Annotated in this window: 22 protein-coding genes and 1 riboswitch; of the genes, 14 read left to right on the forward strand and 8 right to left on the reverse strand. The window is 39.7% G+C overall.

Annotation, left to right across the window (positions count from 1 at the left end; all coding sequences use genetic code 11):
- The first annotated feature begins 35 nt into the window (after positions 1–35).
- From mtaB to G0Q07_RS16710, 10 genes are all read left to right on the forward strand, one after another.
- Positions 36–1,340 (forward strand): tRNA (N(6)-L-threonylcarbamoyladenosine(37)-C(2))-methylthiotransferase MtaB, encoded by a 1,305-nt coding sequence (gene mtaB, locus G0Q07_RS16670; protein ID WP_163348220.1) that lies wholly within the window; start codon positions 36–38, stop codon positions 1,338–1,340.
- Positions 1,341–1,372: 32 nt separating this feature from the next.
- Positions 1,373–2,170, forward strand: a complete 798-nt coding sequence (locus tag G0Q07_RS16675) for an inositol monophosphatase family protein (RefSeq protein ID WP_163348221.1) — start codon at positions 1,373–1,375, stop codon at positions 2,168–2,170.
- Between the two features lie 127 nt (positions 2,171–2,297).
- Positions 2,298–2,774: a hypothetical protein gene (locus tag G0Q07_RS16680; protein ID WP_163348222.1), complete on the forward strand. Its 477-nt coding sequence runs from the start codon at positions 2,298–2,300 to the stop codon at positions 2,772–2,774.
- Between the two features lie 3 nt (positions 2,775–2,777).
- Positions 2,778–3,440, forward strand: a complete 663-nt coding sequence (locus G0Q07_RS20860) for a glycosyltransferase (protein ID WP_246222924.1) — start codon at positions 2,778–2,780, stop codon at positions 3,438–3,440.
- Positions 3,437–3,817, forward strand: coding sequence for a hypothetical protein (locus G0Q07_RS20865; RefSeq protein WP_246222925.1), 381 nt, complete (start codon positions 3,437–3,439; stop codon positions 3,815–3,817). The genes G0Q07_RS20860 and G0Q07_RS20865 overlap by 4 nt, the downstream gene beginning before the upstream one ends.
- A gap of 2 nt (positions 3,818–3,819) precedes the next feature.
- Positions 3,820–4,236, forward strand: coding sequence for an acyl-CoA thioesterase (locus tag G0Q07_RS16690; RefSeq protein ID WP_163348223.1), 417 nt, complete (start codon positions 3,820–3,822; stop codon positions 4,234–4,236).
- A gap of 112 nt (positions 4,237–4,348) precedes the next feature.
- A complete protein-coding gene (locus G0Q07_RS16695; RefSeq protein WP_163348224.1) occupies positions 4,349–4,990 on the forward strand; it encodes a cobalamin B12-binding domain-containing protein in 642 nt (213 codons plus the stop codon).
- Entirely contained in the window at positions 4,987–5,448 is a 462-nt protein-coding gene (locus tag G0Q07_RS16700; RefSeq protein WP_163348225.1) for a hypothetical protein, read from the forward strand. The genes G0Q07_RS16695 and G0Q07_RS16700 overlap by 4 nt, the downstream gene beginning before the upstream one ends.
- Before the next feature lie 30 nt (positions 5,449–5,478).
- Positions 5,479–6,618, forward strand: coding sequence for a sensor histidine kinase (locus tag G0Q07_RS16705; protein WP_163348226.1), 1,140 nt, complete (start codon positions 5,479–5,481; stop codon positions 6,616–6,618).
- A gap of 55 nt (positions 6,619–6,673) precedes the next feature.
- Positions 6,674–6,774: riboswitch (TPP riboswitch) on the forward strand.
- A gap of 42 nt (positions 6,775–6,816) precedes the next feature.
- Positions 6,817–9,258 (forward strand): TonB-dependent receptor, encoded by a 2,442-nt coding sequence (locus G0Q07_RS16710; protein ID WP_163348227.1) that lies wholly within the window; start codon positions 6,817–6,819, stop codon positions 9,256–9,258.
- A gap of 651 nt (positions 9,259–9,909) precedes the next feature.
- Here G0Q07_RS16710 and G0Q07_RS16715 read toward each other — a convergent pair.
- The 7 genes from G0Q07_RS16715 to G0Q07_RS16745 all read right to left on the reverse strand — a co-directional run bounded on the left by G0Q07_RS16715 (position 9,910) and on the right by G0Q07_RS16745 (position 16,329).
- Positions 9,910–11,040, reverse strand: coding sequence for a chorismate transformation enzyme, FkbO/Hyg5 family (locus tag G0Q07_RS16715; RefSeq protein WP_163348228.1), 1,131 nt, complete (start codon positions 11,038–11,040; stop codon positions 9,910–9,912).
- Positions 11,041–11,184: 144 nt separating this feature from the next.
- Complete coding sequence (gene deoC / locus G0Q07_RS16720) at positions 11,185–11,865, reverse strand: deoxyribose-phosphate aldolase (RefSeq protein ID WP_163348229.1); 681 nt, start codon at positions 11,863–11,865, stop codon at positions 11,185–11,187.
- 3 nt (positions 11,866–11,868) lie between these two features.
- A complete protein-coding gene (locus tag G0Q07_RS16725; protein WP_163348230.1) occupies positions 11,869–12,099 on the reverse strand; it encodes a putative signal transducing protein in 231 nt (76 codons plus the stop codon).
- 17 nt (positions 12,100–12,116) lie between these two features.
- On the reverse strand, positions 12,117–12,317 hold the full coding sequence (gene xseB, locus G0Q07_RS16730) for an exodeoxyribonuclease VII small subunit (RefSeq protein WP_163348231.1): 201 nt from the start codon (positions 12,315–12,317) through the stop codon (positions 12,117–12,119).
- Between the two features lies 1 nt (position 12,318).
- On the reverse strand, positions 12,319–13,752 hold the full coding sequence (gene xseA, locus G0Q07_RS16735; protein ID WP_163348232.1) for an exodeoxyribonuclease VII large subunit: 1,434 nt from the start codon (positions 13,750–13,752) through the stop codon (positions 12,319–12,321).
- Positions 13,753–13,756: 4 nt separating this feature from the next.
- Entirely contained in the window at positions 13,757–15,394 is a 1,638-nt protein-coding gene (locus tag G0Q07_RS16740; protein WP_163348233.1) for a S8 family serine peptidase, read from the reverse strand.
- Between the two features lie 146 nt (positions 15,395–15,540).
- Positions 15,541–16,329: a toxin-antitoxin system YwqK family antitoxin gene (locus tag G0Q07_RS16745; protein WP_163348234.1), complete on the reverse strand. Its 789-nt coding sequence runs from the start codon at positions 16,327–16,329 to the stop codon at positions 15,541–15,543.
- Positions 16,330–16,451: 122 nt separating this feature from the next.
- Between G0Q07_RS16745 and G0Q07_RS16750 the strand changes: the two genes are divergently transcribed.
- Complete coding sequence (locus tag G0Q07_RS16750) at positions 16,452–17,273, forward strand: PIG-L deacetylase family protein (protein WP_163348235.1); 822 nt, start codon at positions 16,452–16,454, stop codon at positions 17,271–17,273.
- Between the two features lie 67 nt (positions 17,274–17,340).
- On the opposite strand, the gene G0Q07_RS16755 is transcribed toward G0Q07_RS16750, so the two are convergent.
- A complete protein-coding gene (locus G0Q07_RS16755; protein ID WP_163348236.1) occupies positions 17,341–17,703 on the reverse strand; it encodes a hypothetical protein in 363 nt (120 codons plus the stop codon).
- A gap of 429 nt (positions 17,704–18,132) precedes the next feature.
- On the opposite strand from G0Q07_RS16755, the gene G0Q07_RS16760 reads away from it, so the two are divergent.
- From G0Q07_RS16760 to G0Q07_RS16770, 3 genes are all read left to right on the forward strand, one after another.
- Complete coding sequence (locus tag G0Q07_RS16760; protein ID WP_163348237.1) at positions 18,133–18,669, forward strand: T9SS type A sorting domain-containing protein; 537 nt, start codon at positions 18,133–18,135, stop codon at positions 18,667–18,669.
- An 18-nt stretch (positions 18,670–18,687) separates the two neighbouring features.
- Positions 18,688–22,074: a hypothetical protein gene (locus G0Q07_RS16765; protein ID WP_163348238.1), complete on the forward strand. Its 3,387-nt coding sequence runs from the start codon at positions 18,688–18,690 to the stop codon at positions 22,072–22,074.
- A 283-nt stretch (positions 22,075–22,357) separates the two neighbouring features.
- Entirely contained in the window at positions 22,358–23,134 is a 777-nt protein-coding gene (locus tag G0Q07_RS16770; protein ID WP_163348239.1) for a hypothetical protein, read from the forward strand.
- Positions 23,135–23,196 lie beyond the last annotated feature (62 nt).

Raw genomic sequence — 23,196 nt, forward strand, 5'->3', positions numbered from 1 at the left:
TTTGCAGCCTATTTAGAAAGAATCAAGATTAGGAGATGAATTACAAGGGGAAGAAAGCTGCTTTTTATACGTTGGGGTGTAAGCTCAATTTTTCAGAGACTTCGACAATTGCCGGCTCTTTTAAAGAGGTTGGTTTTGAGCGGGTTGAGTTCGATGAAAAAGCCGACATTTATGTTATAAATACCTGTTCGGTTACCAACCAGGGCGACAAAGCCAGCCGTAACATTGTTCGTAAGGCTGTAAAACAAAACCCTGATGCGATGGTAATTGTTGTGGGTTGTTACTCGCAGCTAAAACCCGACGAAGTTGGGCACATCGAAGGTGTTGATATGGTTTTGGGAACCCAGGAGAAATTTACCATTCCTGCATTTATTGGCGACTTGAGCAAAAAAGAAACCACCGAGATAAAAACCACACGTTTAAAAGATATTAAAAACTACCACAAAGCATTTTCGTGGGGCGACCGCACTAGGAGTTTCCTTAAAATCCAGGACGGCTGCGATTATTACTGCTCATTTTGCACCATTCCGTATGCCCGTGGAAAAAGCAGAAACGACAACATTGCCAACACAACTTTGGAAGCCCAAAAAGCAGTTGCTAAAGGGTACAAAGAAGTTATTCTTACCGGTGTAAATATTGGCGATTTTGGAAAAACTACCGGCGAAAACTTTCTTGACCTTTTGAAATCACTTGAAAAAGTTGAAGGTTTGCATCGTCTGCGGTTAGGATCCATCGAACCAAACTTGCTGAAAGACGACATTATCGAACTGGTAGCCAACTCAAAAGTATTGATGCCACATTTCCATATTCCGTTGCAGTCGGGTTCTGATGAAATTCTTTCGTTGATGAAGCGTAAATATTCCACAGATCTTTTCAAAAAAAGGGTAGAGCGTATTCGTGAAATTGTGCCACATGCTTTTATTGGAGTTGATGTAATTGCCGGTACTAACGGAGAAACGGAGAAGTATTTTCAGGAATCGTTTGATTTTATAAACAGCCTCGAAATTTCTCAGCTACATGCCTTTACTTATTCTGAAAGAAGTGGCACACAAGCATTAAAAATTCCGTGGAAAGTAGATGTAGAAGAACGCAAAAACCGTACACAGAAATACATCAACCTGTCGGAGAAAAAGCTACGCGCTTTCTACGAAAAACATATCGGATCATCCCAAACAGCACTTTTTGAAGCTCAGAAAAGCCAGGACAAGATGCATGGTTTTACTGAAAACTATATAAAAGTTGAAGTTCCACATAGTGAAGATCTTGTAAATCAATTGGGGCGCGTAAAATTAAAGTCAATTCTGCCAAACGGAAATGCAGAGGTTGATATCATCGACTGATTTTTCTATAGTTTTGCACAAAAATTCATTATATGGATTATAAAGAACTCTGTTTTCAAGTACAAAATATAGCACACAGCACCGGAAATTTTATTCGCGGTGAACAAAAAAAGATCTCGGAGAAAAACATCGAGATTAAAAGTGTTGCCAGCCTGGTAACTTATGTTGATAAAACAGCGGAGAAACAAATTGTTGATGCCTTGAAAAAGCTGCTTCCCGAAGCCGGTTTTGTGGCCGAAGAAGGAACGGCTGAATCGAATAACGAGAAGTATACCTGGTTTGTCGATCCGCTGGATGGGACAACCAACTACCTGCACGGATTAGCACCGCATTCCGTTAGTATTGCTCTGGCCGAAGGCGATGAATTGGTATTAGGTGTAGTTTATGAAGTTGGTGCCGACGAAATGTTTTACTCGTGGAAAGGCGGCCCCGCCTACTGCAATGATGAGATCATAAAAACTGCAAATCGTTCAAAATCGGAAGATACGCTGATTGCAACAGGATTCCCCTATTATGCGTTTGAGAAAGTGGATGAATACATCGATGCCATGAAACACCTGATGAAATCCACGCGTGGAATCAGGAGGTACGGATCAGCTGCGGTTGATCTTTGCTATGTGGCAGCAGGTCGTTTCGATGCTTTTTACGAACATGCCTTACATGCCTGGGATGTGGCAGCAGGTGTGTTTATTTTACAGCAAGCGGGAGGAAAAACCACAGATTTTAATGGCGGTGACAACTGGCTGTTTGGCGGCGAAATTGTATCAGCCAGCAATGCTTATTTCCCCGAATTCTATGGGATCATAAACAAATATCTGGGTTCAAAATAATCTCTCCTGTCATTTCTACGAGTATGCGAGTAGAAATCTGTAACAACAGAGCATTATTCAAACAGATTTCTCACTTCGTTCGAAATGACAGCCATGTTTTTTTGTAAATTGCAACAAACAAATTACCATGGCAGAGAAACAAATTGCAATACTTCGGGAGCAACTGGCAAAATTAGACGAAAAGAAATTCGACTTTGACGCCTGGAAAACACACACCCTTATTTTTCTTGAACGCATTTTTGGCAAAGACAATTCGAAAATAAAGCTGATACAAGAGCTGCATTACGATTATTCGAGCTGGAGCTTGCGCGATACAGCTGCTGCCGGAAAAACAAAAGATAAAGATCCGGTAAAAATGCGCGCAAGCGAGATTCTGGAAGCCACCATTATAGAGTTGGAATCGCTCGGATTGCCGCAAGAAGAGAATGAGCAACAAAAAGTATGGGAATTACTTCAGGACGAATTAACAGGAAAACAGGTAAAAGAAATTGATGCTTTAGTAAAATCAGACGACAGAGAGAAAGTAAAAAAAATCAGCGATATTCTTGAAAATCTTGAAAAAGAAAACCTTTCTTTGCTGATCGCAAAACTACTTTTGAGCTGATTTATGAGCAAAAACAAAAAGATTGCCATTGTAATTTTAAACTGGAACGGGGTAAAACTTTTTCCCGATTATCTCCCCTCTGTAATTGAACATTCAAAAGGCGAAAATATTGAGGTAATTGTTGCCGACAATGGATCGACCGACAATTCACTAGAGTTTTTAAAACAGAATTTTCCAGAGGTAACACTTCTCGATCTAAAAGAAAATTATGGTTTTGCCAAAGGCTACAATGTAGCGCTCAATCAGATTAAAGCCGATTATTTTGTATTGCTCAACTCCGATGTCAAGGTTGAAAAAAACTGGATTCAACCTTGTATCGATCAGTTTGAGCGCGACGAAAAAATTGTTACCGTTCAGCCTAAAGTTTTGAGTTACAACGAACCCACACATTTTGAATATGCCGGTGCTGCGGGAGGTTTTATCGATAAATTTGGTTATCCGTTTTGCCGCGGCCGCATTCTCGACTATGTAGAAAAAGATGAAAATCAATACGATCAGTCAAGCGAAATTTTCTGGTCAACCGGTGCTTGCATGTTTGTTCGGGCCGAGGCTTTTAAAAACTCGGGGGACTGGATGCCGATTTTTGGGCACACATGGAAGAAATTGATTTGTGCTGGCGCTGGAAAAACCAGGGTTACAAAATTATTTACGAGCCGAAAAGCGTGATCTATCATTTAGGCGGAGGTAGTCTCGAGTACGGAAATCCGAAAAAGGTATACCTCAACTTTCGCAACAACCTGTTTATGTTGTATAAAAACCTGCCAAGAAAGAATTTTCTGTCTTTATTTTTAACCCGGATGATACTAGATGGGGCTGCTGCGGCCAAGTTTCTGGTGGGATCCGAATTTAAAGCTTTTGCTGCTGTGTTGAAAGCTCATCGCGATTTCTACAAAAACCTTTCCTTATTACGCAAAAAGAGAAGAGAGCTAACAGCAAAAGCTACTGTCAATAATCACAAACAAATGTTCGGGGAAAGTATAATGTGGAAGTTCTTTGTTCAGAAAAAACATAAATTTGCAGAACTGAATTTCAACCCGGAATAACCATGCAGAAGTTAAAATTTAAAGAACCCATTTATACTTATCATATTGATTTTGTTGGCCATGTAAACAACATCATTTACGTTCAATGGCTGGAAAATGCACGAGTTAAACTAATTGAAGCCATGGGTTTGTCCATCTCGCAGATTGCTGTTGACGATGATATTTTGCCCATTATCACTGAGACAAACATTCAATACAAAAAACCATTCTTCTTAAGTAACGAAGTGCATGTTGAAGTTTGGGTGTCAGAAATTTTCAATGTTTCCGCAAATTTTAAATTCCGCTTCCGAAACGAAAAAGGAGAAATTTGTTCCACTGCCCAGCAAAAAGTATTGTTTATCGACCGGGGAACACAGCGTCCATCTCGTAAGATTGTTAAGTATCGCACAAACTTCGAGAAGTTTCTATTTTTGGAATAATACAAGCATAGCACCTTCTCTCACACTACAAATTATACTGACAACCTGTAAATAAAACCCCTTTTATTCCGCAATTTTTGTATTTTGGCGTTAAATCCACAAAATCAAGAAAATGATTAGTGCCGGATTAAAACAAAAGTTCCTCAATTATTTACTAGCTGGTCAACATCAGCAATGTTCTTCTGTCATTCGTGAGCTACTTAATGATAACACTTCGTTTATTCTTATTTATGAAGATCTTTTGAAACATTCGCTTTATGAAGTAGGTTTTCTGTGGGAACGCAACAAAATTGGTGTTGCAGAAGAACACCTTGCTTCAGCCATTATCGAGAAACTGCTAAGCGAGATTTATCCCTCAATAGAAAATGTGCAGCCTGTAAATAAAAATGCTATTGTTTGTTGTATTGAAAAAGAACACCACCAAATAGGCTCCAAAATGGTAGCCGATATTTTTGAGAAAAACGGCTGGGAGACACTTTACCTGGGCGCCAACACTCCTGAATCCAGCTTAATCCGATACATAGAATTAACGCATCCACAGTTTCTGGCCTTATCATTAAGCATCTATTTTCATTTTCACAGCTTTAAAATACTGCTTGATAAATTAACGACCAAATTTCCTGAACTAAACATATGCATTGGAGGCCAGGCGTTTAACCATATTCCGGAAAGCCAAATCCCGGAAAGCCAGAGAATTAAATTTTTTAAGGATTTACATGAAATTGATTTATATTTAAGAACATCAGCCAAATGAACTACGAACATTTACTAACTACCGCATCATTTATTCCTAAAGTTTCGGCAAAAACATGTAATGAATACGAGCAAAAGAAACTTGTCCTGATCGCAAAGATGAACAGTCTTTTACTGGAAAGACCCGACCTGATAAGTCTTATCGGAGAAGACAACAAACAAATGATGAAAGACAACCATGCCAATCATGTCCGTTTTATTTTATCTTACATTAGCCATCCAATTCCCGAAGTTTTAACCGATACCGTTTTATGGGTATTTAGAGCTTATCGCACACATGGATTCTCTTCGAATTACTGGCCGGCACAACTCAATGGTTGGAGTGTTATTTTAAAAAACGAGCTATCAGACGAAGCCTTTAACGAGATTTCACCATTATACGACTGGATGATTACCAATATTCCTACTTTTGTAAAAGTAAGCGACATTCAGCTTAAAAAAAATAACTCTCTGCATTAGATGCAGAAGATATAACTAACCAAGGCAGTTATGGATTGGAACGAGGAAATACTTTCTTCCATTGTTAATGAAAATATGCTGGTATTTGCCCTCTTCTCAAGCGATGGCATGTTACTGCATTCTAATGAGGCATTAAAGAAAATAAGCCCAAACTTTTCTTCTGAAAACCTCATTAATCCAAGTTTTGAAGAACTTAAACAACAACCGTTTATTAAAGGGAACCTTATTTTTAATGAACAATTAACGGTTGGATCCTACGAAAGAACAGATAACATTTCTTTTCCGGTTTGTATTTATAAAAAGGCCGATAATTTTTTAATTATTGGCCGGAAAGATTCGGATAATTTAATTGCCCAGAATCAACAGTTATTAATGCTTAACCAAGAGAATTCAAATCTCCAGCGACAAATTTTAAAAGACAAAAAGAAATTAGAATACGCTTTCGAATCGCTTGACAATGTAAATCGTAAGCTGGAAGAAGAGATTCAAACCAAAGACAAATTCTTTTCCATTATTGGGCACGATTTAAAAACTCCTTTTAGCGGACTTTTGGGATTGTCAAGTGTGTTACTTGAATCAATAAACGAATTAAGCAAAGATGAAATAAAGTATAACATCAAACTCATTCATACTTCGGCCAACAACTTTTTTAACCTCCTTTCCCAATTACTGGAATGGGGATCCGTAAAAAGAAACAAAATTCAGTTTAGGTCTGAACAACATGGTATAAAAAAATTAATAACTGAAACCATTGATCTGTTAACCGAAAACGCAAAAAAGAAAAATATTGACATTCAACTTTCGGTGCCTGATAAGCTTACATGGTATCTGGATGCAAATATATATTCATCAATTATCCGAAACCTATTATCAAACGCTTTAAAATTTACTTCACGAGATGGTAGAATTAAGATTTCAGTTCAACATGATGAGGATAACTTAAAAACAACTGTAACCGACAATGGTATCGGAATGGCAGAAGAAAAAGCAAAAACGTTATTCGAATCAGATTTTGTAGAATCGACAATCGGTACGGAAAGAGAAAAAGGGACGGGACTTGGCCTTTCATTGTGCAAGGAGTTTGTTGAAATACACGGAGGTACAATAGTGGTAACCAGTAAAATAAATGCAGGCACTTCTGTAAACTTTACAATTCCTTCACAGAAATAAGATATAAACTTCCTTTTTTGCCAATTTAAAAAAGCCTTATAACTTTGCCCCCGACATTTACGCAATGGGGTGTCCCGACAAAGCATCGGGACTGAGATTATACTCAATGAACCTGATCCGGTTAGCACCGGCGTAGGGAGAGCGAAAAGGATTTATTCCTACCTCATTGGTTAGTTTATTAACCAATTTTTCAAAAAAATGAGAAGACTTAGTTTGATGTTGCTACTACAATTTATGGCAGCAATTGCCTTTGGGCAAATTAATTTAACAGGTGTTGTTAAAGGAGATGGAGAAAGACTGGCGGGAGCCAGTGTAGTAATCGAGAAATCGTTTTATGGTGTTTCAACCAATGCCAACGGAAGTTTTGAATTTAAAAATCTGGAACCCGGAGACTACACTTTGCAGGTTTCGTTTATCGGTTTCGAACCACAAAAGATCGATCTGCCACTTTCGGGAAGTAAAAACATTGAAGTAAACCTGGAACCAAATGTTGTTATGACTGACGAAGTGTTGATTTCGGCAACACGTGCCGGTAGCAAAACTCCGGTAGCCTACAGCAACGTTAGCCGAGACGAGATTGCCAGTCGAAACATGGGGCAAGACATTCCTTTCTTGCTGAATCTTACGCCCTCGTTTGTTACAACTTCAGATGCCGGAGCCGGAGTGGGTTACACCAATTTCCGTGTGCGCGGTACCGATCTTAACCGTATTAATGTAAGTGTAAACGGAATTCCGTTAAACGATGCCGAATCGCACGGAACGTGGTTTGTGGATCAGCCGGATATGGCTTCGTCGTTAGAAAACGTGCAGATTCAGCGAGGAGTGGGAACTTCTACAAACGGAGCCGCTGCTTTTGGTGCCAGCATTAATCTGCAAACCAATTCGCTGAACAAAGATGCATACGGCACCTATAAAACAGCTGCCGGAACTTTTAACACTTTTAAAAACACACTTTCAGTCGGAACAGGCCTTATTAACGATCATTTTACGGTTGATGTTCGCTTATCAAAAGTTACGTCTGACGGTTTTATCGACCGTGCAAGTTCCGACCTAAAATCGTTTTTTGTTTCAGGAGGCTATTACTCGGAAAATACGATTCTTAAGTTGAATATTTTTTCGGGTTATGAAGAAACTTATCAAGCTTGGTACGGTGTTCCTACCGTTCGTTTAAACAACGATACAGAGGGTATGCAACGTTACGCCGACCACTGGCTGATGACTCAGGGAGAAGTGGATCATATGATGGCTTCGGACAGCAGAACCTACAACTATTACACTTACGACAACCAGGTTGACCACTACGTTCAGGATCACTACCAGCTTCATTTTTCGCATAAACTCAGTGACGATTTAAATTTTAACACTTCGCTGCATTACACATACGGTCGTGGTTATTATGAGAATTACAACGCAGATGAAGATTTGGCGGATTATCTTTTACCGAATATTGAAATCGGGACTGAAGTGATTGAAACAACTGACCTGATTAACCGCAAATGGCTCGACAATGATTTTTATGGTATTACCTTTTCAATGGACTATACAAAAGGTTTGAATAACCTGATTCTGGGTGGAGGTTACAATGTTTACGATGGCCGTCATTTGGGGAATGTAATTTGGGCACAATATCTGGGCGAAGCAGATTACAATCATGAATGGTACAGGGGCACAGGATTAAAAAAGGATTTTAATTTTTACGCAAAATACAATGTTCAGGTAGCAGAAAAGCTGAATTTATTTGCCGATTTACAATACCGCCGAATTGATTATACCATTGAAGGAATCGACGACGATCTTCGCAACCTGGATCAGGATCACGATTTTAATTTCTTTAATCCGAAGTTGGGTGTTTTTTACCAATTGGCCAATAACCAGGATTTATACTTATCGTTTGCCGTAGCGAACCGCGAACCTAACCGCACAGCCTTTGTAGATTACCCAGAAGGTAACGAGCCACCGGTGCACGAAACATTACACGATTGGGAATTGGGTTACAATTATGCTTCATCAAAACTATCGTTTGGTGCCAACTTCTATTTTATGAATTATAAAGATCAACTGGTAGTTACCGGTCAAATCAACGATGTGGGTTCGGCAATCATGGTAAATGTTGATGAGAGTTACCGCACCGGTATTGAACTCCAGGCAGGCGTTCAAATTGCCAACGATTTTCAATGGAATGGCAACACCACTTTAAGCATCAACAAAATTAAAGACTTTACAGAATACGTTGACAACTGGGACACCGGCGAACAAGATGCAATTTCACTTGGAACAACCGATTTGGCTTTCTCACCAAATTTTATCGCTAAAAGTCAATTTGTATACGCTCCAGGAGAGAATTTCAGTATCGCTTTTATTTCGCAATATGTAGGCGATCAGTACATCGACAATACATCAAGCGACGACCGCATGCTGGACGCTTATTTTATTAATAATCTGAAAGTAGACTATACGTTCCCAACGAATTTGTTTGACGAGATTACACTACATTTTATGGCCAACAATATTTTCGACGATAAATACGAAACCAATGCCTGGGTTTATCCTTACCTGTTGGGTGGTGAGCGTTACAAAATGGATGGTTATTACCCGCAAGCGGGCGCACACTTTATGTTTGGAGTAGATTTTAAATTCTAAGTAGTTTTACCGCTAAGGCGCAAAGACGCAGAGAAATCAAAACTTTGCGGCTCGGCGGTAATTTAAAATGTGTGAGCTAAAAACTTAAAAGAATTGTCATTTGGGGATAATACCAAAACCACCTCGAAATGGAATTGGTATAAAGCCCTGCCGCAATCGGTTTTCAGAAAACCCTCGTTTTCAAAAAACACGTAAATAACTGATTTTATGCCTTCCACAGGTGACCAAAGTTGGGGACAAACGTGTTTTTTTATGCCCTCAGGCAACAGAAGTTGGTCTCAAACACGTTTTTTTACGTCGTCAGTTAACAGAAGTCGGGTTCGAATCCATTTTTTTGTGTCCTCAGCACCTGAGGAAGCTTACAAATACGTTTTCTTACACCTGCAGGCAACGAAAGTGGGTTTCCAACCCATTTTTTCTTATGCCCACCATATGACTAATGGTATCAAACCCGTTTTGCATGGGTATCGTGCTCATGGGCATACAAAACAATGCGTTTTTGGTAGCTACTACGCCTGTAACTTTGCTGTAAAACCAATTTTAGTTGGGTTCAGAGGCAGTAAAATTGTGGCTAAACATAAGAAATTGATGATTGGCGATTGATGATTTTTTTGTTAGATAACTAAATCTGCAATCGTTAATCGATATTCATCATTCTAAAATCACTTTCCCTTCGATCTCCACCAGCAAATCATCGCGGCAAATATCAGCAAGAATATAAACAACCGGCAAATCACCAAATACTTGCTTAACAACTTTACGTACGCCGGCATAATCTTTCCGGTTTTTAAGGTATACCCTTGCATGGCCGAATTTGGGATTTTTGGCTTGGTCGGGTAACGCAGCCAGCACCTGTTCAGAATATAAACGCTGCATATTTTGAATAGTGACTTCTGTTTGTTTGGCAGCATCGCCAATACCAACAGTAAACTCACCAATTATTGAAGCGGTTCCCGAAATAAAAATCATCTTTTTATCGCGATACCTCAAATAACGTGCACGCTCAAATTTTGGAGTTGTTTTTAAATTACATTCATCACCTACTAGAACTTTTTCGCTGTAACTATGAGCAGAAATCTGCTCCGGATTATCTACAGGTTGTGTCAGCACTTCTTTTGATTTTGCCGCCACAAACTCAATAAGCACACCTCCATGGCTCATTCCAATCCCTGTTGCTGCAGGATATCCGTTTTGCTCAAACACGTTTCCATACGCATCTGACCGAACATTATTAAATTCCTGATAACGTTGTTCTTCATCATCAAAACCTAAGATATCTTCGAGGTAATTCCACTGGCGTACAATCGAATTCAATGGAAACTGCGCCTCCTCAAATGTTTCAACCAATTCATCAAATGCTTTTTCGGCATTCAATCTGCAATTGCTGTTCTGATTGGCATGAACTGTTCCCATCAGAATTTCGGTTTGGCCATTGCTAAACAAAGCCGTACCATTCTTCCCTTCAGAAATCATCTGATAATCCCAGTGTTCCGGATCATAATAATAGGCTTCAACAATAACTTTGCAACTTAATGGCGACTGCGCAATAAAACTTATCAGAATTTCACTTCCAACCAAATCATTCAGCTGGTCGCGAACATCATTTAAAAGTATATCATATTCTGAATTAGAATTGGTATTAACAAAGAAATTAAGTTTGAAAATGCGCTTGCCTGAATTGATTTTTTCCAATTGTTCAAGACAGCTTTGTAACTGATCTTTTAAATCACCACAAACTCGCTCCGGCTTTATATATGTTCTGTCTCCGTTTAGAAAATACATCTTACTCCCTTCACTCAAAGAAATGAGGCACAAATATGCGTGTTTTTTACTTGAAAAAAATGATTTCGATCAAATTTCTTGTTAGCAGTAAAAAATGCTCCTGTTGTACAACATTCGGCTTCCAGCTATCAGCGTCTGCCTTCATTAGTAATCACCACTTGCAGTGGCTCCATTAAGTACTGCCTCAGTAGAACCAATGCCTAAGCGATCTGCTCCTTGCTCCAAAAATGCAACGGCGGTTTCCCAGTCGCGGATACCACCCGAAGGTTTTACCTGCATTTTATCGCCAACGGTTTTTACCATTACCTCAATGTATTCGGGTTTTGCACCGCCCGGGCCGAACCCGGTTGATGTTTTTACAAAATCGGCACCTGCCTCGTACGATAATTCGCAGGCTTTCGCAATCTGTTCAAGCGTTAAATGGCCACTTTCCTGAATCACTTTCACCAACACATTGTTTTTGTGGGCCACGTCAACAACGGCTTTTATATCCTCGCGAACATAATCGTATTCTCCCGACAGAAACCGGCCAATATTCATTACCATATCAATTTCGTCGGTTCCGTCTTCAATGGCTTGTTCCGCCTGAAAGGCTTTAACCGGCGTTGCATCAGCACCATGAGGAAAACTGAGTACACACGACACTTTCACATCGCTGTTTTTCAACAATTCTTTGGCCGCTTTTATATCGCAAGGTTTTACACACATGCTAAACACCTTATTTTTAATGCACATTTTGGCATTGGCTTTCAAATCGGCCAACGTTTGTTCGGGTTTTAAAACCGCATGATCTATGGTTTTTGCTACTTGCTCTTTTGTATACATATTTTATTCTTCGGTTATTGCTTTTAGTATTTCCTGTGCTTTTTGCAACTCGCTTTCAACCACAAACAGATCGATGGCAGAAGGCACTCCTTCGCCATAGCCGGCAGCTAGCCCCTGTTTAAATCCATCTTTAATCATTGGGTTGATTCCTGCAACTTCCAGTTCCTGTTTTAGCCTGCTGATTAGAATTTCATCGCCGGTATAAAGTTTTACAATTTTATCTTGCTTTTTCATAAGTTATGACTTAAAATTTAACCTTCCATTTCTTTTAGAATCTGCTCCACCTGTTCGTTGGTTTTGGTCAATTTGTCCTTGCAGGTTTTCAGCAACACCGATACGCGTTTTACTTTTTCGGCCAGTTCATCCACGTCCAGCTCTTCATTTTCTATTTTTTCAAGAATTTCTTCTATCTCGGCCATTGCCTCGCTGTATGAAATCTTTTTAGCTGCCATCTTATTTATTTTTTGTGATTTTGCTAGTTACTGTACCGTCGGCAAATCGTGTTTCCAGCTCTTCGCCAACCGCAACATCTTTGTACGATTTAATTATTTTATCGTTTCTTAGAGTTAGGGTAAATCCTCTTTTTAATACATTTTCAGGATTTAGTAAACGTACCGAATTTTTATTTAACAGAATGCGATCGTGCTCTTTTGCCAGCACATTTCGCACTCGTCCTGATAACAAATCTTGCTGATGATTTAGTTTTGCGTTCTCCTTAAAAACAGCTTCGCCAACCACTCTTCTCAGAATACGCTGTTTATGTCCAACATCATTTTTAGCCTCTACAAACCACAGCGAAAGCCCTGAATGAATACCGTGTTTAAGTTTATCCAATTCGTTATGTTTTTTATACGAAAACTGACTTACATTTTGCTGCAGTTCGTTGCTGCGTTTGTTAAGCTGCCGTTGCCTGTCGTTAATAAAATCGGCTACAGAATATTTTAATCCTTCGGCCACTCGTTCCAGCTTTTCCTGTTGAAAATCCAACGTTTCGCGGGTTAATTGCACAATACCATTTTCCAGCTCCAGTAAACGTTCATAGTATCGTTCAACACCAGTAACAAAAAACTCAGCTACTGCTGTAGGTGTTTTCATTCGTGTGTGCGCCACAAGATCGATGATCGTATCGTCTTTTTCGTGACCAATTCCGGTAATTACCGGCAACGGAAACTGGGTAATATTTATGGCCAGGTCGTAATCATCAAAACTACTTAGATCAGCGGTCGCTCCTCCTCCACGGATAATGGCTACTGCATCGAAAAAGTCGTCGTGTGCGAAAATCCGCTCCAAGGCATGCACAATTGAGGGCACTGTTTCCGCGCCTTGCATGTACGCCTCAAACAATTTGGTATAGAATTTAAAACCATATTCGTTGTTTTCCAGCTGATTCATAAAATCCTGATAACCGGCTGCCGTTGCCGATGAAATAACAGCAATTTTTTGCGGAACCAAAGGCAACTCCAGTTCTCTATTCATATCAAAAACTCCTTCTGCCTTCAACCGGTTTATAATCTCTTTGCGCTGCATGGCCATGTCGCCAACAGTGTAAGTCGGATCAATGTCTTTTATATTCAAACTCAAACCATATGCCGGATGATATTCAACTGTTGCCTGCACCAGCACTTTTATTCCTTCGCTAAAAAGCTGCCCTGTGCTGGTTTCAAAATAAGGTTTTAACATGCGGTAAGTATACGACCAGATGGTGGCTCGCGAACGAGCTGTTATGGTACTACCCTCTTTTTCTACTAACTCCAAATAGCAATGACCACTTCGGTTGTGCTTTAACTCACTCACTTCGGCAACCACCCAAACGGTACCTGGGAATGCATCTAAAAGTGCACCTTTTATTTTTGCATTTAATTGAGAAAGTGTGAGTTGCTGGTTCATTTGTTTACCTGATTTTATTGACCTTAAAGGTTTCGATCCCTTTTTTTGTTCGCACCAGAAGCAGATAAATTCCTGCTTCAACCTGAGAGAGCTTACTTAAAGTAATGGAAGGTGCTGCCGACTTCTGCCAGGTTTTTACGACACTCCCGTCAAGTGCACAAAGTTTTATTTCAATTTCCCAAAAAGGTTGAATCGTTGTTGCCTGAAGTACAATATAATCTTGCACGGGATTAGGATAAACGGTCCAGCTTTTTATTTTCTTCTGATCCGGAACAGACATCGGATTTAATATTGCACTAGCCGTTCGCATATTCGGAACTCCATATCCCTGCAACGAATCGGGCAAATTGTAAAGATGTCCGCTTCGTTCGATGGCATCTTTTATTTCGATGGCAGTTTTTTGGGGGTATGCCTGCCAAAGCGAGGCCGCCATACCGGCAAGTACCGGCGATGAAAAAGAGGTTCCATTGCCAAGTCCAACCGATCCGTTGGAACGTTGTAAAGTTGTTTGATAGCCCATTGCCGAAACATTCGGCTTCAGTGCTCCATTGGCAGCCGGGCCGGCAGATGAAAAATAAGCCGGATTAAAATTCGTGTCCACTGCTCCCACTCCTATTACATTTTCCCCATCCGAAGGAGCTACAATTCTGAACCAGGCATCATTCCGCTCATTACCTGCACTCGAAAATACAAGTATCCCGCGCGATGCCGCAATGTTTGCGCCTCGTGTTACACGCGTTGTATTTCCGTCCATATCAGCATAAACATGGTTGGTGGATGCATCCTGAAATTCAGAATATCCCAATGATGAATTGATGATATCAACTCCCACGCTGTCGGCAAATTCAGCAGCTACCACCCAATTGTCTTCTTCAATAATATACTCGGAATAAATATCTTCGGAGCGCAGCAACCAATAAGAAGCTTTTGGAGCTGTACCGATCAACTCTCCGGGAATATTTCCTCCCATGCATGATAAAACACTCATCCCATGATCGGCAGTTGTAAAGAAATCGTCATCAGTATTTACAAAATCTTTCATTCCAAGGATCTGATTATTTGCCCAAAGGCTATCGAATGCAGGCAGGCTGTTTACATTCCGGAATCCCCCGTCAAGCACAGCAATCTGCATTCCCTGGCCTCGAAAATTCTCGTTGTGCAGGAACTGGCCTTCCATCATTCCTACCTGATAAACAGAAGAACCGTAAAATGAAGTATCGATTGGTGCTGCATCAGTAAAAATCTCATCAACAAATTTGTTGTATCCACTTTTTGCTGTGGCAGCAGGTTTCGTCAGCTGTACCTCGGAAATAAAATTCCAGGAGCTAATGCTGTCAGCTAAATTTGCTGAATCGGACCGAACGGTTAATCCATTCAGCCATTTTGAAGCATGAACCAACTCCACATTAAGCGTGAGTACCGAGTCGATATAATTCTGATTTACGGGAAGATCGAGCGAATCGATGAGAATATTTTGGTTTATACGGCGTTGTATCGCCCTTTCTGATAAATACGCCTCGGGATTATCCAATGAATATTCAGAATTATTTTTGTCGGTAAACCCAATCCAAAAATAATTCTGAGCATTTAGTTGTTGAAATCCCATTAACAGCACGCCAAGGATTAAAATGGTGTATTTCATTTTAGTAAATCGTCAATACATTTAATTTTTGAGAATGAACCAGATTGTTTAACAAATCGGCGAATTCCCTGCTCTACGCTTTGCGAGTTTTAATTTAAAGGCCAAGTTAACGAATTAATAGCTTTTGACCGTGACCCACGCCAATTTTATCGTTGCCCTTTCTCGCGCATCATGTATTCCGACGGATCTTGCAGAAACTCTTCCGGATCGAGGATAGAGCCTTTATTTTTTTCCAGCTCCTTCATATTCAGATTGGTTATACTGTCGCGAACGCCGGGATTCAGAATTTGTCCGTTATCGTAAAAAAGTGTGTAAAGAAGATTGCCTTCGTTATCGAAGTATTTCCATTCGCCGTGCCGCAGGTTATTTCGGTATTCGGCAACCAACTCCTGACTTCCGTTTTCATAACTCACTAAAAACAAACCGTGACGCATGCCCAGTTTCATTTTGCTTTGCATGTACGGATCGCTGTTCTTATAATAAATCTGGTAGTCACCGTGTTCCATGTCATTCACCCACTCCTTTTCTTCCATTACCTCTCCTGTGTTGTAGTAGCGATGCGATGTGCCGTGTTTTAATCCGTGCTTGTATTCTTCGTCGGCAACCAGTTGGTTGTTTTTATAGATCTTCCAAACACCTTCTTTTTGCTGATTCACATAGTTACCTTCGGCAACTTTTTTTCGCCAAACGGTAAATAGTTGTGTGTATGCTGTATCGCCTTTGTATTCAATCAGCGCTTTTATCTGCCCGCCCGGATGGTAGCGTTTCCACTCGCCCACCGGTTTGTCATCCTTAAAATTTCCTTCGTACAACAGGCGGCCGTTGGCTTGCTTCTTCTGCCAGGTGCCCTGACGTAAGCCATTGGCATCAGTTTGGTTTATTTGCGAAAAAACCAACGACGGAAGAAAAATCAAAAGTACAAGCAAGTATCTCATAACACACTATTTTAGGTAAAACGCGAAATTAGGTATTTATTTTGTCTGACATAAAAATCGCGGTTAATTATCCCCGCTTAAATTCTTAACTTCACTGGCATAAACCAACTAATTGCTGAAAAATGAAAAAACTTAAACTTCTACTAAAAACTGTGCTCATCCTTTTTATAATCGCCTGCGTATTGTTTTTTGGCTTCAGAAGCTATTTGTTTTCCGACGATGTGCAATTCACAAAATCGATTACAGAGCAATTACAATCTAAAAAGGTAATGATCGTTTTTGCTCACCCCGACGATGAGTCTTACACTACTGAGTTACTTTTAGATGCTGAAAAAGAAGGTATAGAAACAGCGCTATTAACGTTTACTCCGGGCGATGCCGGTACACAAATGCCACAAGTTTGCCAGCAACAATTTTTAGGCGATGTGCGCAAGGCCGAAGTGTATAAAAGTGGTTACATGTTAGGCATTGATTACCAAAAGGTTTTCGATTACGGCGACGGTACATTAAAAGACCAAAGTTTACCTCTATTAATTGATGATATTGAAAAAGAGTTGGAGGAATTTAAACCCGACCTGATTGTTACTTTTTGGCCCGAAAGTGGAATGACAATGCACCCCGACCATATGACAATTGGGAAAGCCACACAACAGGCTTTTGCTACTTATCAGAAAAATAATTCAAAATACAATGCCAAGCTGGCTTACACGATTATGCCCTCGAAAGTTGTCTCGATGCTGGGTGGCGACGAGATGAATAAATTGCAACCTGAAGCCAATATTTCAATAAAAGCTAAGGCTGCTGTAAAGGTCACACTCTGGGATATCCATGCCTCGCAAAACCAATTTGTTAAAGATTATACTGGTCTGCCCGCCTGGTTGATTTATCGTTTAATAAACCGCGAGTATTATTTTATTGAAGATATTGCGGAGGCTAAGCGCTGAAAAAGGTACTACCGCCCGCCTCAGTATCCTGCTTGCAACAGAATTACGGTCTTTTGCCTGATTCTTACTAATAAATCTCTTTGGTCATTCGTTCGGTTGCAGTCATATAATAGCGAGCAAAATTTTCGTCTTTCATAAATTCGGTCAACTGTGGCCTCCAGGTTTCAGCTTCTTCCGAAAGTTTGGCAATACGAATTTGGGCAGCTTTATCTTCCGGATTTTCACGAAACGCTTTAATTACCGGAATAAATTCATCCATCCAGTTTTCGTACCGATCCATCAGTTGTTGTTGGTCCGTATTTAATGGAAATTCAGCTTTACTGTTCATTACCTTTGCCGATAGCTTCTCGCCAGCAACAACTCCTGCTCCAAGCGTTAATCCTAATTTAGTAAGAAAGTTCCTTCTCGATTCTTCGTATTCATTGCTCATTGCGATGCATTTTAAATTCCACTTTTCACCAACACCATTGAGCCGGGAATGTTTAGAAGAAGAGCAAAAAAGGATTCCATAAAGCTATCGGCTATCGGGTTGTTTTGCCATTTCCCTTGTATTAAATCCAATGCATTAGTCTGGTTAACTAAAACAAAAATTGCAGAAATGAAAAGGCATAAATATTAAAGACATGCCATTATTTTAACAGAACGAGAAAACAGGGAATTATTTTATGGGTTCAAAAGCCAAAACTCACCATCTGGAAAGGTATCGTTACAAGGCTAGCTCTTCCTGTATGAGCACATGCTACGCCAAACAATACTAAGCAAATTAATGCGAATACTAACTCTGCTCCAACAAATACTAAATCATTCAATATATGATTCTTCCGAAAAGTATATTTGAGTGAATTAAAATGGACGCAAAATGAATTCAAACCAGAGCAAATGCAAAAAATCACTGCATAATTCGTTATGCAAAATCTCGAGCAATTTTAGTTTTTTATTACTCTTTTTCTTGTTGTTTAGCACAGCAAGAAGCAACGCACAAAGTGCAATTTTATCAGGTGGTAAAACGGTTTCGAACACCAATTACTCCCTAAGTTATTCCATTGGAGAGCTTTCGGTTGCTACCTATAAAAATACGGATATAGCACTAACGCAAGGCCAGCAACAAGGCAGTCTGATTATTACCTCAATAAATAAACTAGCAGCTTCGGGAATTGCATTAAAAGCTTACCCGAACCCAACGAGTAACTTCGTTATGCTAACAATTGAAGGAGAGAACATTGGAGAGATGGAATTCTCTTTAACCCATGTGAATGGCAGTCTACTTCTTTCAGAAAAAAATCTTTTGCGTCAACAAAAAATTTCGATGAACCAGTACCGAAGTGGTATCTATTTTTTAACCGTAACGAACAGAAAAAACAACTACATCCATACATTTAAAATTATTAAACAATAATATTTCAAACCCAATGTTATGAAAAAAATCAAGTCGTTTCTATTCATGTTCTTACTATGTATAGGTTCTTTGTTGGCACAAACGCCCGGTGCTTTTAATTATCAGGCAGTTCTGCGCAACAACGAAGGACAGATAATGAACAATCAAGATGTTAGCATTCGAATTAATATTGTAAAACAGAGTGCAACAGGAGACATCGTTTTTCAGGAAAAACATTTAACGACCACCAATGAGTTCGGTATAATTGTATTGGAAATTGGTAATGGCACTCCTGCTATTGGAACAATTACTGATATTAACTGGGGAGAAAACACCTACTTCCTTAAAGTGGAATTGGATGCTACCGGCGGTGAATCGTATGTAGAAATAGGAACCAGTCAGATGCTTAGTGTGCCTTATGCCTTGTATGCCAAATCATCGGGGTCGAGTTTTAGTGGTAAATATTCTGATTTAGAAGGGAAACCAGAACTACCCATTGATATCTCGGAACTTAATGATGCAGGGAATTTACTCTTTGATGGAGACTATAATAGTCTGACCAATAAACCCGACTTAAGCCAACTAAGTTTTGAAAACACTGACGGCTGGGACAAAGACGTAGCAGATGATTTCGATGGTGATTACAACAGCTTAATTAATAAACCCACAACAATTTCAGCAGCCCAAGCAACCGCAATTGAAAATAATACTGCAAAAATTTCGAATGTAAAAGCCGATTGGGATGCAACAACCGGTGAGGCACAAATACTAAATAAACCTGATTTAACGGTTTATGTTGAAGACGCCAATACTATGGCTTGGGATAAAAATGCTGCCGACGATTTTGATGGGGATTTTAACAGTCTTTCAAATGTGCCGGCAAACCTCGATACCGATGCTACCGACGATTTTAGTGGTAGTTTTAGTGACCTAACAGATGTGCCAACAAATTTAGATACGGACTCGAGTGATGATTTTGATGGAGATTATAACAATTTAACAAACAAACCCACAACAATTTCAGCAGCCCAAGCAACTGCAATTGAAAATAATACTGCAAAAATTTCGAATGTAAAAGCCGACTGGGATGCAACAACCGGTGAGGCACAAATACTAAATAAACCTGATTTAACGGTTTATGTTGAAGACGCCAACACTACGAACTGGGATAAAGATGCTTCGGATGATTTTGATGGCGAATATTCAAGTTTAAATAATGCACCAACAACAATTACTACAGCTCAAGCCAGTGCAATTGAAGCAAACACTTTAAAAACTTCGAATGTTCAAGCCAATTGGAGTGCAATTAGTGGAGAAGCACAAATTTTAAATAAACCGGATTTAACAGTTTATGTTGAAGAGGACAATACTTCCAGTTGGGATAAAAATGCCGCCGATGATTTTAGTGGTAACTTTGACGACCTTACAGATGTTCCGGTAAATTTGGATACGGATTCTACTGACGATTTCGACGGTAATTACAACAGCTTAATCAATAAACCGACTACAATTTCCGTAGCACAGGCAACTGCAATTGATGCAAACACAGCAAAAATATCGAATGTAAAAGCCGACTGGAATGCAGTAACCGGCGAAGCTCAGATTTTGAATAAACCGGACTTAAGCGACATCCATTCTCATGATGGTTCAGCAGATTATACATTTATAGGTACCGCTAACGATAATACGGTAACACAAAATACTGCAACGGGCGAATATGCTACAGTAACCGGTGGAGAAAACAATAGTGCTAGTGGTCAAAACTCAACCATAGCAGGAGGGAAAAGCAATATCGCAAGTGGAGGCCGTTCTGTAGTTAGTGGTGGTGCATCAAATAGAGCCACAAATCCTCAGGCTACAGTAAGTGGAGGTGAAGGAAATACAGCTTCCGGAAATACATCAACGGTTAGTGGAGGAGCCATAAATACTGCCTCAAATTATTACACAACAGTTGGCGGAGGATATAATAATACAGCATCCGGAAATTATTCAACAATACCTGGTGGTGTTGAAAATCAGACTATGGGAGAGTTTTCAACAGCAATGGGGTATCAGAACTACGCAAAAAGTTATGGAGAAACCGCGTTAGGATACTTCAGTACTGACTATACTGCTTTAAGCACAACAGGTGCTAATCCAAATGATCGGCTATTTGTAATTGGTAATGGATCAGCATCATCCCGTTCTGATGCTCTTGTTATGTATAAAAACGGAAACACAAGTTTAAACGGAGAATTAACCATTAATAACGGAACCGGAACCGCGTATACACTTCCTGCTGACAATGGAACTGATGGACAGGTACTTACTACGAACGGAGCTGGTGTTACAAACTGGGTTGCCGGATTTGATGGTGATTACAACAGTTTAACCAATAAACCAACCACAATTACAACAGCACAAGCTGACGCCATTGTAGCCAACACGGCAAAAATATCGAATGTAAAAGCCGACTGGAATGCAGCAACCGGCGAAGCTCAGATTTTGAATAAACCGGACTTAAGCGACATCCATTCTCATGATGGTTCAGCAGATTATACATTTATAGGTACCGCTAACGATAATACGGTAACACCAAATACTGCAACGGGCGAATATGCTACAGTAACCGGTGGAGAAAACAATAGTGCTAGTGGTCAAAACTCAACCATAGCAGGAGGGAAAAGCAATATCGCAAGTGGAGGCCGTTCTGTAGTTAGTGGTGGTGCATCAAATAAAGCAACAGATTCTCAGGCTACAGTAAGTGGAGGTGAAGGAAATACCGCTTCCGGCAATACATCAACGGTTAGTGGAGGAGCCCTAAATACTGCTTCAAGTTACTACACAACTGTAGGTGGAGGATTTGACAATATGGCTTCGGGCCACTACTCAACAATACCTGGTGGCGTTGAAAATCAAACTATGGGAGAGTTTTCAACAGCAATGGGGTATCAGAACTACGCAAAAAGTTATGGAGAAACCGCGTTAGGATACTTCAGTACTGACTATACTGCTTTAAGCACAACAGGTGCTAATCCAAATGATCGGCTATTTGTAATTGGTAATGGATCAGCATCATCCCGTTCTGATGCTCTTGTTATGTATAAAAACGGCAACACAACATTAAATGGTGATTTAACTGTTAATGGTACAATTAAGAGCAGCGTTTTTTCTACCACTACTGCTTATACGATAACAGACACTGACGGGTATAGCATAATTTTATCAGACGGAGCAAATATTGTTCTACCCGATCCACCAAGTAATGTTAATAGGGTTATTACCATTAAGAACAAACATTCCTCAGCTACGATAAGTGTAACAACATCAATCGAGAGCTATGCAATTGATAATAATGGAGGGGTATCACATCCTCTGGAGTTAACCTCATATTCTTCGGCTAAATTGGTTAGTGATGGTTCACATTGGTGGATAATTGGAAATTAAATACCAACCTTGAAATAATTAATTTGAATGTCCGCAATTAGTCACAACCAAGACGTCACCCTGAACTTGTTTCAGGGTCATTCTCTCAAGTAGTTAATATTCAGGCATAAAGATGCTGAAACAAGTTCAGCATGACGTGCTAAATAGTAATTATGACATATAACAGATATTCGTTTAATTAATCCATTAAAAAATAAAAACTAATAATTTACAAGAAATAAAAACCGTCACTGGCTTGCGGAAAAAGGACGTAAACCGCAACAGGGGCAAAAATCAAAAACACATGAAAAAAGTAGTATTTATTTCAGTAGCCATGCTTATGGTAAGTTTGCTTGGATTTTCGCAAGCAAAATACCAACCCAAAGTGGTTGTATTATTTATGGGCGAAAAGAATCCCACTTTTGATGAGAGCAAATTTCCTGATTGCGAGTTTTATTATACGCCGGGTATTACCGCTGAAGAGAAAAAAGCGAAAACAGTTGCTTCAGCAGGATTAGGGGCGCTAGGGATAAAAGGAACCGAGCGCGATTACGATATCGATTTTAGCGGAACACCCGAGGAAGCTTATGCCACCAATATTTGCGAAGCTGTATTTTTCGATAAAAATGGCAATGTTTCCGGTTTGTTCAGATCGGCAAAAAACGTATGCACCAGCCCCAAAAAAAACCTAAAGGGCTCCATGGATTTTGTTAACTATGATAGTTTTAGCAAAGACTATATCAAAAAAGAAAAAACAACAAAAGCAGCCAAAAAAGCGCCCAAAAAACCAAAGCATTTATTCGATTATTACGGTAGCGGTTTCCCTGCCGATTTTGAAGTAGTTAATGCCAACGGAGAAAAAGCAATGGTATCGGAACTGGTAACAGGCAACCCGCTAACCTTATTTTATTGCTTGTACCTAAGTCCCGGCATTGATTTAGCTGCCGGCATGGAAAGCGGAAACGAGAAAAAAGGAACGGATTATATAAACGACAATATTAATACTGTAAAAGGCATTAAAAAACTAAGCCTGCTTTCTGATATTGAATACGACATATTTGGCAATAAAGTAGTTTGGTAGCAATACTTTTTTGCTCTCCCCAAAAACAAACAATAACAATATTGGGTGTAGTTAAAGCTGCA

Source organism: Draconibacterium halophilum, from assembly GCF_010448835.1.
In the GTDB taxonomy this organism is placed as follows: domain Bacteria; phylum Bacteroidota; class Bacteroidia; order Bacteroidales; family Prolixibacteraceae; genus Draconibacterium; species Draconibacterium halophilum.